The 16,854-nt window shown below is 38.4% G+C and carries 11 protein-coding genes and 1 pseudogene; 6 read left to right on the top strand and 6 right to left on the bottom strand.

From position 1 onward, the window contains the following. Window positions 1–67 precede the first annotated feature (67 nt). Both R3F25_11785 and R3F25_11790 read left to right on the top strand, forming a co-directional pair. Window positions 68–2,524, top strand: a complete 2,457-nt coding sequence (locus R3F25_11785; GenBank protein ID MEZ5497485.1) for a choice-of-anchor Q domain-containing protein — start codon at window positions 68–70, stop codon at window positions 2,522–2,524. 97 nt (window positions 2,525–2,621) lie between these two features. Further along, window positions 2,622–5,135, top strand: coding sequence for a choice-of-anchor Q domain-containing protein (locus R3F25_11790; protein ID MEZ5497486.1), 2,514 nt, complete (start codon window positions 2,622–2,624; stop codon window positions 5,133–5,135). 13 nt (window positions 5,136–5,148) lie between these two features. Here the strand turns inward: R3F25_11790 and mnmC are convergent, their stop codons facing one another. The 4 genes from mnmC to R3F25_11810 are packed head-to-tail and all read right to left on the bottom strand — an operon-like array spanning window position 5,149 to window position 10,985. Beyond that, entirely contained in the window at window positions 5,149–7,089 is a 1,941-nt protein-coding gene (mnmC, locus tag R3F25_11795; protein MEZ5497487.1) for a bifunctional tRNA (5-methylaminomethyl-2-thiouridine)(34)-methyltransferase MnmD/FAD-dependent 5-carboxymethylaminomethyl-2-thiouridine(34) oxidoreductase MnmC, read from the bottom strand. After that, window positions 7,082–9,427: a hypothetical protein gene (locus tag R3F25_11800; GenBank protein ID MEZ5497488.1), complete on the bottom strand. Its 2,346-nt coding sequence runs from the start codon at window positions 9,425–9,427 to the stop codon at window positions 7,082–7,084. Before R3F25_11800 ends, mnmC begins: the two co-directional genes overlap by 8 nt. Before the next feature lie 12 nt (window positions 9,428–9,439). Next, a complete protein-coding gene (locus R3F25_11805) occupies window positions 9,440–10,537 on the bottom strand; it encodes a TRAP transporter substrate-binding protein (GenBank protein ID MEZ5497489.1) in 1,098 nt (365 codons plus the stop codon). 4 nt (window positions 10,538–10,541) lie between these two features. Then, window positions 10,542–10,985, bottom strand: a complete 444-nt coding sequence (locus R3F25_11810) for a DUF4124 domain-containing protein (GenBank protein ID MEZ5497490.1) — start codon at window positions 10,983–10,985, stop codon at window positions 10,542–10,544. A 164-nt stretch (window positions 10,986–11,149) separates the two neighbouring features. Here R3F25_11810 and R3F25_11815 point away from each other — a divergent pair, with 164 nt between their 5' ends. From R3F25_11815 to R3F25_11825, 3 genes are all read left to right on the top strand, one after another. After that, on the top strand, window positions 11,150–12,886 hold the full coding sequence (locus R3F25_11815) for a DUF885 domain-containing protein (protein ID MEZ5497491.1): 1,737 nt from the start codon (window positions 11,150–11,152) through the stop codon (window positions 12,884–12,886). Between the two features lie 454 nt (window positions 12,887–13,340). Beyond that, window positions 13,341–13,541, top strand: a complete 201-nt coding sequence (locus R3F25_11820) for a hypothetical protein (protein ID MEZ5497492.1) — start codon at window positions 13,341–13,343, stop codon at window positions 13,539–13,541. A 117-nt stretch (window positions 13,542–13,658) separates the two neighbouring features. Then, window positions 13,659–13,847 carry a hypothetical protein gene (locus R3F25_11825; protein ID MEZ5497493.1) on the top strand — a complete coding sequence of 63 codons (189 nt, stop codon included), beginning with the start codon at window positions 13,659–13,661 and terminating at the stop codon, window positions 13,845–13,847. 1,066 nt (window positions 13,848–14,913) lie between these two features. Here the strand turns inward: R3F25_11825 and R3F25_11830 are convergent. Further along, window positions 14,914–15,919, bottom strand: a pseudogene (locus tag R3F25_11830) (transposase). A 47-nt stretch (window positions 15,920–15,966) separates the two neighbouring features. Beyond that, window positions 15,967–16,224, bottom strand: coding sequence for a hypothetical protein (locus tag R3F25_11835; GenBank protein ID MEZ5497494.1), 258 nt, complete (start codon window positions 16,222–16,224; stop codon window positions 15,967–15,969). Between the two features lie 171 nt (window positions 16,225–16,395). On the opposite strand from R3F25_11835, the gene R3F25_11840 reads away from it, so the two are divergent. Then, window positions 16,396–16,785: a hypothetical protein gene (locus R3F25_11840; protein MEZ5497495.1), complete on the top strand. Its 390-nt coding sequence runs from the start codon at window positions 16,396–16,398 to the stop codon at window positions 16,783–16,785. The last annotated feature ends 69 nt before the right edge of the window (window positions 16,786–16,854 follow it).

Here is a 16,854-nt window from a genome sequence, read left to right on the forward strand (position 1 = left end):
TTCAGAAGTTATACAGGTTTAAAAATTACCAATTTTTATAATTGATTCATTTTTAACAGTCAAAACCATGAAATTCAAAATTCTTCTTTCATTATTATTGGTTTCACCAATTATCTTTTCTGCAACAATTATTGTTGATGATACTGTCGGCGGTTCTATCAACTCTAACGGGTTGTGTTCGATTACTGAGGCTATTGTTGCTGCTAATACAGATTCTGCTGTGGATAGTTGTCCGGCAGGTGATTCGGGAAATGATACTATTGAGTTGAGTGTTAATATTGTTCTAACGGAGCAGTACGAGAATATTGACACCGGCAGTCCAGGTGACTCAGGACGAACCGGAACGCCGGGCATCACTTCAATAATTACAATTGATGGCATGGGACATACACTGGAGCGAGATAACTCACTGGCTTGTAATGAAGATTCAGTTTCTGATGCTACAGAATTCAGGCTTATGCGGGTCTCACCAAGTGGCGAATTATATTTGCAGGATATTACTTTGAAATATGGTTGCGTGAACGCGGATACAAGTCTATTCAAATTTTATGGTGGCAGCATATTAAATGATAATGGAATCCTCGAAATCACCAGAAGTAAAATATCAGAAAATCAGGCAAAATTTGGCGGTGGTGTATATAACACAGGTGACATGGAAATTAGAGATAGTGACTTTTCGTCCAATTACGCCGAAACAGGTGGAGGAGCTATTCACCATGCATCCGGAGTGATATCACAGATCAATAATAGCAGGTTTTATAATAACCAAGCAGGTAACAATGGAGGTTGTATAAGGAATACAGCATCTATTACCAATATAAGCCAGAGCGTTTTTACAAATAATACTTCATTCTATGGAGGTTGTATTAGAAATGACTTTAACGGTACTATAACAAACCTATACAACAGTACTTTTTCAGGAAATATAGGTTCAACATCTGGTGGTGGAATCTCAAATACGAGCGATATTGTTCTTATGAAGAATATAACCTTCTCAAATAATTCATCAGGAATCTTAGCCGGTGGCGCAATCAGCAATCTGACCGGAGGTGTTATCCAGTTGTTTGCCAACTCATTATTTGTGAATAACGTGAGTGGCTCGGGAGGTGAAGATTGTGAGAATAGTGGAAGTATAGTCACAAGTAATAACAATATGTCCGATAATTTGTCAGGAGGTTGTCCCGGGTTATTAGGTACAGCTCTTTCAGCATCAACTGTTGGTTCTTTGGCAGATAATGGCTGTGTCACCCAGCTAGCGGGTGATAGGTGTGTCGGAACTCATGCCTTACTTGCTGGCAGTGAGGCAATTGATGCAGCTGTCAGTGGAACGGCATTCGATCAGAGGGGGTTTTCGCATGATGGCATGCGGGATATTGGAGCATTTGAATTCCTGACGGGCGAAGAGCGTTGTCTGAATTTAGGAATGGATACTTCAGGAGTTTTTAGCAAGTCCGTGGCTTCTGCTCATGAATTCAATCAATCTATTTTTTGTGCGAATCTGAATTCATCGACTACTGACACGATTAATTTCACAGCCGATATTGTCCTAAGCCAACTTATAGAAGATGATGTCACTTATGGTCATACCGGAACCCGTGCCGTGAAATCTCCAATGATTATTGATGGAGCGGGACACAGTTTGGAAAGAGATAATTCGCTGGCTTGTAATAATGATGATATTCAAAATGATTCTGAATTCAGATTACTAAGAGTGGATAGTAGCGGAGATTTGCAGCTGAAAAACATAGTGTTGAAGAAAGGTTGTGTCAATGGAGCTTTCAACGAGAACTGGTTCTATGGAGGCGCTATCTACAATTCAGGTTCGCTAGCGATGGCAAAGACTGCAATCTTATTCAACAAAGCGAATCGCGGAGCAGGGATTTATAATACCGGAACTTTGTCAACTCTCAGAAACAGTACTTTTTATAGTAATAACTCTGAATCCGGCGGAGGAGCAATGTTTAATGATAATGCTGTAACAACAATGAGAAATAATACCTTTTCCGGAAATGATTCCGGCAATGCTGCGGGTGGAGCAGTAGGGAATTCAGGAACCATTGACAGCATCAAAAATAATACATTTTCCGCAAATGGCAATAGTTCAGCCGGAGGAGCCATTGCAAATGTATTGAGCGGTACGATTTCATCATTGGAAAACTCCTTATTTCACAATAACTCAAGCAGTTCAGGTAATGATGATTGCTTTGACGATGGCAGTACATTCAGCGGTAGCAATAACATGTCTGACAATATTGCAGGAGGTTGTCCCGGATTACGTTTGACAACATTGACACCTTCTACTTTGGGGATTCTTGAAGACAATGGTTGTTCTACACCTTTAGCCAACGGTAACTGTATTCAGACTCATGCCTTATTGGCTGGGAGTGAAGCTATTGATGAAGGAGATGTGAATGCAACAACTCATGATCAAAGAAGTTTTCTTGCTAATGGTATTCGTGATATCGGAGCGTTTGAATATGAAGGAATCAATGATGTCATTTTTACAAATGGGTTTGAATTGTAAGATTTCTAATAAAAAATTCATAACTTTTTCAGAATTAAGTCAGGTTTGAATTTTTTAGAATTTTTATAATACAATGAATTTTTAAACGGTCAGAACTATGAATTATAAGTTTATATATTTTTTACTGCTGGATTCATCCACTGCATTTTCTGCAACGATTACTGATGATGACTCAGCAGGCGGAGCTATCAATTCGAACGGATTGTGCTCCATCACCGAAGCAATCGAAGCGGCAAACACAGACACTGCTGTTGGTGATTGCCCGGCTGGTGATGCAGGGAGCGATACCATTGAATTGACTGTGGGTGTTGTTCTGACTGAAAGGTATGAAAGTAGTGTCACTCATGGTGGAACAGGGACACCGGCTGTTGTGAGTGAAATTACAATTAACGGGAATGGATATACTGTTCAAAGAGATAGTTCACTTGCGTGTAATGATGACAGTGTTTCAGATGCATCGGAATTCAGGATATTCAGAGTCAGCGATTTAGGAACATTGAGTCTGAATAACATTAGGTTAAAGCATGGTTGTGTCAACGGAAATGGCGGTTCAATAAATAAATTTAAGGGTGGAGCTATTAAATCGGAAGGGACTTTGTCGATAGAAAATAGTGAAGTCAAATTCAGCTCAGCAAATGTCGGAGGAGGTATTTACAGTTCGGGTCCATTACCAGTTGTCAACAATAATATCATCTCAGATAATTATGCTTTTGCTGATGGTGGAGGAATACAAAACTTCGGTTCAATTACAATGTTCAGTAATAATATTGTCTCAGATAATAGTACTGGCAGTACAGATTCTGAAGGTGGTGGAATTTATCAGGGTAATGCAACCGTTGCATTATTTGATAACAACACGATTTCAAGAAATGGTGCTATTTATGGTTCAGGATTAATGAACAGAGGGATAATCAATGCATTGAATAATAGCACTTTCTATAACAATGAAGCATTGTATGGAGGAGGAATTCGTAATGCAGGAACCATTGTTGCAATTAATAACAGCACTTTTTCAAATAATGAAGGTGATGATAATGGTGGTGCTATTTCTAATATTGGCTCGATAGACAATATCAACAATTCATCATTTTTTGGAAACTTTGGAGGTCTGGCATCGGATGGAGGAGCAATTTACAACAGTGTTACGAATGCTATCACCTTAAACAATTCACTTTTCCACAATAATTCCGCCGATAATGGGGATGATTGTTACAGCACTCCGGGAAATATATTTACCGGAACAAATAATATGTCTGATAATAACTTTGGCGGTTGTCCGGGTCAATTACCAACCTTGTTGTCAACATCAACGGTAAATCCCATTGCTGATAATGGTTGTGTTGTCCCGACTGCCGATGGAAGTTGTACCAAAACGCATGCTTTGAACATGGATAGTGAAGCCGTTGATGAAGCCGTATCGGGAACAGCTAATGATCAAAGAGGGTTTGGTAATTTAGGTACACGGGATATTGGTGCTTTTGAGTATATGTCCCCAGCAGTACGATGTCTTGCACTAGGGATGGATGTGACTTCCGATTTTAGTAAAACAGTAACCTCTGCTCATGAACTGAATCAGGCAATTTATTGTGCCAATATCTTTACAGCAACAACTGATACTATCATTTTTGGGAATGATATAGTTTTAAAACGTGTTGAGGATAATGATGCAACTTATGGTCATACCGGAACCAACTCGATAAATAGTTCTGTGATTATTGATGGCATGGGCTATATTCTGGAAAGAGATAGTTTCCTGGGTTGTAACAATGACGGAATAACGAATGATTCCGAGTTTAGACTGCTTAGAGTGGGATCTGCCGGTGATCTGGACTTGAGTAATCTTGTTCTTAAACGTGGCTGTGTGGATGGAAATTCAAACACTGAAACTTTTTATGGTGGAGCCCTATTAAACTCAGGCGATTTGGTCATCGCAAAAACAGCGTTCCTAACCAATAAAGCTCATCGAGGAGGGGCTGTTTATAATGAAGGACTGGCTACTGCAATCAGGAAAACAACATTTTTTAATAATCAGGCAAATGCCGGTGGTGCCGGGTTCAATGCCGGAACTTTAACCAAATTAAGCAACAGCACTGTGTCAGGAAACTCGGTTGATAATCTTGGCGGAGGGTTCGCAAATACCGGAACACTCACCGAGATTCTCAATGTTACTTTTTCGGGGAATTCAGGAAATAATGGTGGTGCTGTATCAAACAGTTTAACCGGAGTGATTTCAAGTCTAAACAATTCTTTGTTTCACAGTAATTCAGCAACGACAAGCGGGGATGATTGCTATAACAACGGAGGCACTCAAAGCGGTAGCAACAACATGTCAGATAACGCATCCGGAGGATGTAACGGAATGTTAGCCACGATTTTAACACCTACAACCTTGGGTGGTTTGGAGGACAATGAATGCGTCACACCTTTTGCAAATGGAAACTGTGTAAAGACACATGCTTTACTGGATGGAAGCGAAGCCATTGACTTGGGTGATGCCAACTCAACAAACCAAGATCAACGAGGTTTTGCTGTCAATAATATTCGCGATCTTGGTGCTTATGAATATGACAGCCCTGATGATGATCGTATTTTTAAAAATGGTTTTGAGTAAGTACTTATTTGAATTAGTTATCGGTTTTTAATTTCCGATACAAAAACCGATTCGGGTGAACAGACTTTTGTAGTTGTTTGTTAAGTGCTAAGGGTTGTCCCAATATTTGATTACAAAGATATTCTGCAAGCAATGGGGCAGAGCAGAATCCACGAGAGCCCAATCCTGTCAAAATATATAAGTTATTGATTGGATTGGGTTTTGGATATTGCTTCCAATGTCTGCCGTGATGAATATCATGATAATCTTTGCAAAATTGCTTCTGGTCAATAACTGCACCGCAAACCGGCAAATGATCCGGTATGGTGACGCGAATCCCGGCACGAGTTTGATGGCTTTGGAATCTTAATAGTTCGGAATAGTGGTCGGTATCTTTCCAAAATTCAATATTTCTCTGCCAGTGGTCTTCTCCAGGAAAAGCCGGCTGAAACCATTGATTCTCAGGCAAATGATCAAAAGTTGCACCACAAGTTTGAACTCCATTCGATTGCGGAGTGATATAACCATCCGCGAGCTGAACATGAGGGCTTTTGGCAATAATAGAGTCTGAATTCTCAGTTTTAAAATAACTGATTTGACCATGCTTTGCCGTTAAAGGCAGATGATAATCAATGTCAGAGTTGGCTAAAAGCTGAACGACATTAATACCATTTGCCAGTATTAACGTCTTACATTTGTGTATTAATTCACCATTTGAAAAATGATGCCAGAGTCCATCTTCAAACAGAATTTTATCTATCTCAGCATTGATATAGTTGTCAATTTTTTTGAATTTATCTTCTGCATGACCTTGAGTATCCAACCAACCGGCTGAGGGATAAAGAATGCCTCTATCATGATATTTGATCAGTAATTCCGGCAGGTTGAATTTGTTCAGCAATTTATCCTGCCAGCTTTGTTGTTTCTCTGTGAAAGCCAGATGATGAACTCCAACCGGATGATAAAACTGATTTGAATAGTATCTGACAGCATATAAAAAAGCCGTGAGATAAAAACGAGCTTCTGGCGAATCATTCAAATCAAAAGAGGGCATGACCATCGCCTGGGGATTTCCCGAAGTTTCCAAACAAGGTTTAACTTGCCTGTCAATCATGGTGGCTTTTTTGCCATAAGAATAAAAACAATCGGCAATGCTCAACCCTGCAATTCCAGCGCCCAGAATGGTAATTTCATCTTTTTCCTTGACTGAAAATGTTTGCGCCCAAGGTTGTTTATCGAATATTTCGGTTTGTTCATCTTGAAATGTGGCAGTCAGCATTTCACGTTTTTTACCAAAACCTTTTTTCTTTTGAATAACAAAACCATTTTCCGTCAGTTGTTTTTTTAATGGTGCTGCAACAGAATATGTTGATAAGGTGGTTCCTTGATGTGAAAGTTGAGAAACTCTTTTAAAAAGTTTTTCAGACCACATTTGTGGGTTTTTACTCGGAGCAAAACCATCCAGAAACCATGCATCAATTTTGGCATCCAGGTTTTCAAAAGCATCGACACAATCACCGAAAATCAACGTTAATGTGCAGTTAAATTCTTCAAAGCGAATGCGATGAAAACCATAGGTTTTGATTTGGGGATATTTCTCCAGAAATATTTTTGTAAAAGGTTTGAGGGTTTCTATCGGTGATAAAATATCATCTAACTGCTGAATATCAAAAGGAAATAACTCACAGCTGATGTAGTGTAATTGCTGGTTTTTTTCATGGGTTTCATGCCAAAGTTTTAAAGTGTTTAGAAAATTAAACCCAACCCCAAATCCGGTTTCAGCAATGGTAAATACCGACTTTTTTTTCCAGTTCTGAGGTAAGTTATTTCCATCAAGGAAAACGTATTTTTTTTCTTCTAAACCATTGTTTGGTTGGAAATAGATGTCTTTGAAGTTATTTGAAAGAACAGAGTCGTCTTCGATTTGAACAATTGGATTTGTTGTAACTGCCAAAGGAAAAGGATTTTTATTCATGGATATTTATCGAAGCTTCAAATTTGATACTGTTATCAGATTGTTCAAAAACAGTATTGATAATCTCCGGCTGATTGTGAGCCTTTTTTAAAATATTCCCTAAAACTTCAAATTCTTTTTCATGATTTTTATTGCCTTGTAGTTTGAGTTTTTCTGACATTTCGTTGAGTTGTTTATCAACTTCTTTCGGGTCTCTTTTCAGCCTAATTATTTTCTCACGAATGCTATCAAACCATATTTTCTGTTCGTTAGTTGCATAAACAGCCCGGGATTTTATCAACGCTGCGTGTTCCCACAGCCATGCATGGTTGAACTGATAATCTTCAAATCCGGATTTGGTGACTACAGCTGTTCCAGAGTTTCCGTTTGGTCGCAATTGCATGTCAATTTGGTAAAGTGAGCCATAATAAGTTGGCAACGATAACATATTGATAATTCGTTTTATCCAGCGTATGACAAAACGATAATCCTCACCCGGCAACTCGTTTTGGGAAATAAAGACAATATCAAAGTCGGAGTTCAGATGCATATTCCCAACTGCGAGTGAGCCATAAGCAACTACTATTAAATCATTATTGCAAACTGAGGAAGGTAGTCTTTTTTGTGTTTGTTGCCATGATTGTTCAATCACATTTTTGAGAATAAACTCAGCAAGATTTGTTAATATTTTTGAGGCTTGAACAGCATTGATGATTTCATCAAAAAAAGCGGAAACAGTTTTAAATTGAATCATTTGCTTGAACTGACAAAGCAACTCATGGAACTGCTCTTCATCCTGAGATTTCTGTTTTCTGATTAATAAATCCCATTGCTCAGAAATGTGAAAATCATTGTTGTCAATAGTGTGAAATAAACTCTCCAGCAGCATCGGGTTTTTGGCGATGGAATCTGAAAAATAATGACTTTGGGAAATTTGATGAAGTAATTTTTCCAAAATTAAAGGCGATTCAATCAACATAGAAAGATAACTGCTTCTTTTACTGATGGCATTGATGATTTTCTGAAACCGCCCAATGATTTCATCTTGTTGGTTAAATGGAGTCAGTAATTGAGACATTGCATCCCATGTATCATAAATTTTATGTTTGATTGATTTCGGAAAATTTTTCTCAGCAACCTGGTCTTTGATTTTTTGAATTTCCGGGTTGTTTGTCGTTGGTTTGTTATTCTTTTCAGAGAACAATTGTTGGAAAATCTCGTTAACATTTGCTCGGTGAGTGCGCAATTCTTTTAACAAATCATCGGTATTTTTGAAATTCAAAGATAGCGCCAGAGTTTGTTGATCGTTTGGTAAATGATGAGTGCTGGTGTCATTGATGATTTGGCAAAGATTTTCCAACCGACGAAGAAACATCCATCCATCTGACAGCTTTTCAAATTCCTCAGAGTTGAGGTGTTTATATTGCTTCAACTGCTGAAGTTGAAACCACAAATCATTGCCGCGAAGTTGTTGATTTCTGCCGGCAAATGTCAGTTGCAAGGTTTGTACAATAAATTCGATTTCGCGGATTCCGCCTTTTCCGAGTTTAATATTGTCTAAATCTTCAAGCTGTTTTCTGATAATTTGCTGTTTGATTTGCCGTAAGGACTCATAAATATTGTAATCCAGATATTTACGATAGATGAAAGGTTGAATACTTTGTATGGTTTTCTCACCGTTTTCAATATCTCCGGCGATGCAGGAAGCCCGAAGCCAGGCATAACGCTCCCAGTCTCTGCCTTCGGATTCGAGATAACGGATTAAATAATCCGTGGTACAAACCAAAGGTGAAGCACTGCCGAAAGGACGCAAGCGCATATCTACCCGATAGACAATTCCATCAGTTGTGGTTGTTTCCAGAATTTGAATAATTCGTTGTCCCAAGCGCTGAAAATAGCTCTGAGCATCAGTGCATTTCCGACCATTGGATTCACCGTTTGCGGTGTAACAAAAAACCAAATCCACATCCGAAGAATAATTCAGCTCATTGCCTCCGAGTTTTCCGAGAGCAAAAATAATCAGTTTGGCAGTATTGCCATCATTGATAATTTGTCCGAATTTCTCTTCATGTTCGGTGAGTGCGTAATCATAAGCCTTGCGAATTAGAAGTCGTGCCAATTGACTGGCGAGTTTTAAGGTTTTCAGTAAATCGAAGTGCTTTAAATCCTGAACGGCAATCAAAGCCAATCGTGATTGCCGATAGTTTCGCAACAGAGAAAAAATATCAAGGTGCGTATTTTGCCGTTGAAAATCATCCCAATCAGATTGCAGATTCAACTCATTACTCGACATTCCATTTAATGCCGGATATTTATCAAACTGATTCTTTACAAATGGGCTAAGTTCGAAAATTTCCATGGAAAAGAAATTTTACCGAGCTTGCAAGTACGCTTTCTCAGATACTTCCAACCATTTTCGGATTTTCTCAGCAAAGGTTTTATAAGATTGATAAATCTTTTTGCCCATTTCGGATTGATTACCTAACTCTTCAGCAACATCATGAGCATGTTTTTTCAGCTCTTCTAAAACTTCATCGGGAAACTTACGGAGATCAACTTGATGTTCGTTGACGAGGGTTTCCAAAGCGGTGTTATTCTTCGCTGTATAATCTGCCAGCATATTTTGTGTGGCAGCCATACAAGCGATACGAATAATTTCCTGCAAGTCATTAGGCAGGGAATCATAAGCCTGCTTATTAACAATTCCTTCTAGACATGCTGTTGGTTCGTGCCAACCCGGATAATAGTAGTATTTTGCCGCTTGATACAAACCAAACGCCAAATCATTATAAGGTCCAACCCACTCAGTGGCATCGATATTTCCGGTTTGCAAAGAAGTGAATAATTCCGAGCCGGGTAGTAATTTGGGCGAACCACCGGCGCGAGCAAGAACATCACCGCCAAGCCCGGGAATTCGCATCACCAATCCTTTCAAATCGTCTTTAGTGTTGATTTCCTTGTTAAACCAGCCACCCATTTGCACGCCGGAATGACCCACCGGGAATGGAACCAAATTATGCGGTTCATAAAGTTCTGTCCATAACTCCATACCACCACCGTGATAAATCCAGCCGTTCATTTCTTGTGCGTTCATGCCAAAAGGAACAGCTCCGAAAAATTGAGCCTCCGGCACTTTACCTTTCCAGTAATAACTTCCTGCATGTCCCATTTCAGCGGTGCCGCTGGAAACAGCATCAAAAACTTCCAAAGGTGGAACAAGCTCACCACCTCCATAAACAGTTATTTGCAGTCGTCCACCACTCATGGAATTGATGATTTCTGCCAGAAAATTAGCTCCAGTTCCCAAACCCGGAAAATTCTTGGGCCATGCAGTCACCATTTTCCACTTGTAGGTTTTTGTATCAGCTGTGGTTGAATTCGTACAATCCTGAGCTTTCGGTTTACAAGCTGAAATCGCTCCTGCAACAGCACTCACGCCAAGAGCTTTGACTAAATTTCTTCTTTTCATTGTTTTATTTACACAAATTTCTGATGGATTGTTTAGCCACATTAATCATTTTTTCAACTTCGGTGTTATCCATATAAATTTCCTCACCTGTTGCCGGGTTGACTCGTTTGACACGGCTTCGACTTTCTAAAGTTTGCAAGTTTTTCTTTGCAATCTCACAATTGGCTTGATCCTGAGCTTCTTTGGCTTTGGCTTGTTCATTGCGATTGAAATCTTCAACAGCTTGTTGATCGGGAGGTAATTCCTTATCTGTACTGGCTTCTTCGCTTACTGTTTCCTGTGGTTTTGGAGCTTTTGAGCGGATTTTTAATTCCTGTGCCTCTTTATTCTCCGGTTTTTTTTCGGAATAATGCACATTACCGTTTTCATCGGTCCATTTATAGTATTTCTGCTTGGCATTGGCAGTTGTGAATAATAAACAAAGTGATACAAAAATAATGATTCTCATAGCAATCCTCAATAGAACGTGAATTCAGTGCTAGTTATAGCATAAATTGATAATAAATGTCTCTAGTCTATTGATTTCTGGTTAATTTTAAATTTTTCAGTAAGTTTTTTATTTAGATTTTGAATGGTGCTATGATAGCTGATAGTAAATATTTTGGAACTTCTATGAAACTGTTTTCTCTTCGCTTTTTAATGATTTTTTTGCTTTTATTTTCCGGACTTTGTATTGCGGGAAATACTCGATATGATAAAAAAATGTTGAAATTTCTGGAGTCCGGCTGGCAGGAAATTCAGGATTTGAGTTATGAAAACAAGGATGGAGAGCTGGTATCGGCGAGTGAGGCTTATCATTTGCAAGTCAAAGCCAAACTTGAAGAGTTACAGAAAGGTTTGCATAAAATCAAACGCTCAAAACTCAGTTCTGAACAACAAATCAACTATGATATGTTTGCACAAAAATTACATGACGAAATTGCTGATATAGACTTCAAGGAATACCAAATGCCCATCAATTCCGAAGGATCTTTTCATGTCAATCTGGCATTTATGGCTCAATATGCCAATCTGAAAACTGAAAAGGATTTTAAAAATTACCTCTCCAAACTCTCACAGGTGGACGATGTGATGCAGCAGAATATCGACAATATGCGAGCTGGTTTAAAAGAAGGAAGAACTCAACCCAAAGTTATCATTGAGCATTATCCGCAATTTATTCAGAAATATATTGTTGATGATGTTGAGGATTCGATTTATTTCAGTCCACTGAAAAACAAACCACAGTTCATTGATGAAAAGACATTCACAGAGTTTCAAAAACAGGCAAAAGATATCATTTCACAACAAATCCAACCATCTTACGCGAATTTCAAGGATTTTATGGTGAATGTGTATATTCCCAATGCGAGAGAGGATATTGCTGCAAGATCACTTCCTGATGGCAAAGCCTACTATCAGCAGCAGATTAAAGAATACACCACGCTGGAATTAACACCTGAGGAAATTCATCAAATCGGTTGGCAGGAAGTCAAAAGAATCCGCGCCGAGATGGAAGAAGTCATAAAACAAGTCGGATTCAAAGGCAGTTTTGCTCAATTCCTCGAGTTTCTACGAACTGATGAACGATTTTATGCCAAAACAGCGGAAGAACTTCTCAAAGAAGCCAGTTATATTGCCAAGCGTATGGATGGCAAATTACCGGAATTATTTACTAAACTACCGAGGCAGCCTTACACAGTCAATCCGGTTCCTGCAAGCATTGCTCCCAACTACACCACCGGTCGATATGCCTCGGCTCCATTGGATTCCACTCGTCCCGGGCAATATTGGGTCAATACTTACGCGTTGGAGAAGAGGCCACTATACAATCTTGAAGCACTCACTTTTCACGAAGCCGTTCCGGGTCATCACTTGCAAAGTGCCTTGAGTAAGGAGTTGGACTTTTTACCTGATTTTCGTCGCTACAGTTATATTTCCGCTTATGGCGAAGGCTGGGGTTTGTACTGTGAAAAACTGGCAAAAGAAGTTGGTTTTTATCAAGATCCATATTCAGAATTTGGTCGCCTGACCTACGATATGTGGCGCGCTATGCGTTTGGTAGTGGATACAGGAATGCACGCCATGGGCATGAGCCGTGACGAAGCCATCAAACTGATGGAAGAAAACACAGCCCTGTCCAAACACAATGTCCGCACTGAAATCGATCGTTATATCGGCTGGCCGGCACAAGCCTTATCCTACAAACTCGGTGAAATCAAAATCTGGGAACTGCGTAGTAAAGCGGAAAAAGAATTGGGCGAAAAATTCGACATCCGCACTTTCCATGATGCGATACTATCGCAAGGGTCTGTGCCTTTGAATGTATTGGAGGGGATTGTTGAGGAATTTATTCGGGAGAATTTGTGATATTCAATAGTGTGTTGTCATACTGAGCGGAGTGTGCGAACGCACACGAAGTCGAATGTATCTCAGCAATCATTGGTCATGCTGAATTTATTTCAGTATCTTTTCTTTGCTCCTTTTGCTCGTGCAAAAGGAGCGCAAAAGCACGCCCCGAACTCTCGGCCTTTGGCTTCCCTCACTATTTTCTTAAATTTGGAGTTTGTAAAAACTCACATTACAAGCAATGTTCAAAGACTTACATGCTTTTTTCCAAATTTACGAAAATATCTCGGTGAGAGTTAAAGGTTTATTGCCCCATTGATTAAGATTAATAAACAGGTCTTTTTCTATTTTTAAATATTCTTTGTAGTAAACTTTTCTGTACTTCATCTCTTTCAATATTTTTGCTGAAGTGTAGTGGTCTAATAAACTCGGACACATTTTTAGCCTATATAATACTGAAAACAGAGGTTAGATAATGTCAAAGAAACAAAGATTATCATTTACGGTTGAGCAGCGTCGTGATTATGCCAAATTGATGGTTGAAGAAGGTTATACCTACAAGCAAGTCATGGATATATCAGGTGCTGGTCAAACAGCGGTCAGTCGCTGGAAAAAGCAATATATTGATGAAATTCACTTGAAAAACACCCCAAGGAACTCAAGCAATGACAGCTGAGCAACAAGAAATCCAAAGGCTGAAAGAATTATGGCGTAGCCAAAAGAGACAATGAAATACTAAAAAGGCCTACCTATCTTTGTTCGAAAGGATTAAGTCAAATGATTAAAAATAAAGATGGCGCACCCAAAATATCAGACCAAAGAACTTTGCGAAGTGTTTAGTTCAACCAGTACGTATTACGACCAAGTCAAAGAAAAAGCCCATATCTGCGAAAAGCAACAAATGCTTCGTATCATCAAAACAAACGCTATTGAAACCACCCAAAGATGGCAAACGCAGAATGAAAAAGCAACTAAACAATGAAGGATTCAATATTGCTATAAATACAAAGCAACAGTCTCATAAGAGGCAAACATTGTAGCAATCAGGGTTTAAGAAAAGCACCAATACCTGATGGTGGCATCAGTAATAAAAGTTGGAAACGTCTTAAATCGACAGTTTAATCAGCCACAGGCCAACACTCATTGGTCACATTATCTACTTATATACGAAACCACCAATGCTGGAGCTAGTCGCCGTACTTGATTTGGGTGCCAAAGAAATTGTAGGCTGGGCACCGTCAAAGACAACAGATGCACAGCTACACCTTGGCATTGAAAATGCCATCAATCGTAAGCGACCAATGACCAGCAACTGCGCACATTCAGATCATAAGAAGGCAATACACATCAAACATGTTTGATGTGCGTATTGCGACCAACCCGCATTAACCAGAAGTATGGAGTCAAGAGGAGGTAATTGCTGGGACAATGCAGTTATGGAACGTTTTTTTGTGAAATCTGAAAACAGAAAGGTTGAACACATTAAGCTTTATTAATCATGAAGCAGTGATTGCTGGTTGAGAGTTATATCTACTTACAACTACAAAAGGCTGAACCAGCAATTGATACCAACACCAAACAAAAATATAACGAATTAAAAGCAAAATTCTTTAAAAATGTGTCCGGAAAAAACTTGACCATTACAAAGGGTAATAACCTAGTGCATCACTGATGTAAAAAATTAACATTTGGGACACTCTATTTGCTTTAAATAGCAAGTACCCTTTAAACATTGTAAAACTAATGATTCAAATAATTATTCTCACTTTTCTTATTTTCACAATCGAGCAAAAGAATCAATAAAATTATTATTTTTTATTAGGGATATTAATTTAAGGATATCATCCTTCTCATAAAATACTTGACCATTAAGAAAGTAATATTGTATTAAAATTTGTACTATAGTAATAGTATCTAAACCTCTACACTACTAATAAAAAATTTACCGAGACCATAATTTTTAATATTAGAGACCTTTGCTTGATTGATTAAAACTTCTAATTTTTTCGATTTTCGATAAAACCACTATTTGTTCCGATTTTCTTTTCTTAATCCCGACTCAGCTTTTTGAGGGCTAATCGGGGTGTTTTGGCTATACGGGCACAACTATTTTGTATTTTTACCGCTCTTTTAAGGTTATATGCCATGGCAAAGAAAGCCTATTGATGTATGTAATTGCATTAATCCTCCATGTCTGGCTTTGGCAATGCCATAATGTAGTTTTCCAGAATGCCGGAACACATTTCAACACGGTTCCCAACTTGAGACTTCCAAGTACTTGCCAAATTTTGTTTCTTCAGTCAGAGGCTTGTTGCGGTGGGCTCGCTCGTGTATTTCATTTTTTAGCTTTGTTCCTTTGAAGATACTCATCATGTTCCTTAAGCTTATAGGCACTATCAGCATAAGCTTGAGATTCCTCCCAGCAGTTTCTTAAATTGTTTAGAATCATGCTCATTGGCAGTACAGGTGTACTGTAAAAAGGCATCTTCATCACTGTTACTACAGTTTAAACCATAAGTGGTTTTGAGCTTGCCATCTGAACCTTTACTGGTATAAGCAAAGTGATTCTTATCCTGTGTATTCTCACCGTTTTTTCCATTCTTAGGACGAGAGTTTTGGCTTCGATTATTGTATGTCAATAATACTGACTCCCTGGCCTAAATCATAATGTTTTGTTCACAAAGTTGTTGGTTGATTTCTTCAAATAAAACCTCTGCCAGTTTTAATTTTCCAATCAAGCTTCTATGGAAACGCCAGATAACAGTATGATCCGGTGTTCCATCACTTAAACCAAGTCCGGTGTGACGAAATAATAAATCTCGTGCCAATGGTTTTTCCATACCTTCATCACTCAGGCTAATACCATTGTTGCAGTAACATGATTTTAAACATTAATAGCGGAGGCTTATGCTGGCTCTCCTGTTTGGATGAAAACAGGCCTTTCAGATGGGCTTCAATTCGACTCCAGTCCAGTAATTCATGAATATCATCAAGTTCTTCATGTAGAGGTGACTACAGTGAGTCGGCTAAGCTTGATTGGCTAAGTTGTTTCAAGACATGATTTTAATAAATTTTGTGAACTACGGTAGTTTAACATTTTTTCAAATTTCTTGTAAGCCTGAGCAAAGGTCTCTATTATATGAAATCGAATCTTCAATATTTATCTCTTCTTCAACACAAATGTCTTCAAATTTGGCTAATAAGCCTTTAATAAAATCAGAATGATTATTGTCCAAATTAACGCCTTTGCAAATATCATCAAATAGAAAAAAACATTTTTGTTCTTCTATGACATAGCGTATATTATTTTGGGGAATGTGAAATACCCCAGAGAACTCTATATAATCATAATCTATCATAAGTCGAAATTATCAGTATTGTCTAATGGATGGAATTTTTCAGTAATCTTAATTAATGGGTTAAATATATCATAGTTTAGGTTATGATTGTTGTATATATTTATGAAGATAATGTCACAAATCCCCCCAATACTCCGTAATAAGAATAAACACACACGTTCCGGAGTTTCAATGAAACAATTCATATCTTTATCACTTCTACTATTTTTAATAATTACCACGACTTCCCAAGCTGGAAATTTCAGTGAAGAAGCAGGTATCATGTATATCCAGTCGCATATGGCAAATGAGATGCTGTATTCTTGCGAGAAATTATCGCCTGAGTTTGCCAAAGTGAATGAAATGCTGATTGCTAACTGGAAAGCAAATAACAAAAACACTCTGAAAGTTGGTAAGAAGTTTTCTGATCATGATGCTAAAACACAAGGGTATAAGTTTGAAGATATGCTGGCAAAACAGAAAAAACAGATTTTGGATAAAACCAATAAAATGGAAGGTCAGAAACTCGCTGACCAATGTGCTTTGGCTCTGAGTGTTTTTATGCGTGAGACTTTCAAGTAAATGACTATAGCCTTGACAGACTATATGTTGGTTGCAGGGGAAATTTAATATTATTTGATTCTTTCCATA

The organism is Gammaproteobacteria bacterium, assembly GCA_041395445.1.
In the GTDB taxonomy this organism is placed as follows: Bacteria; Pseudomonadota; Gammaproteobacteria; order Xanthomonadales; family Marinicellaceae; genus NORP309.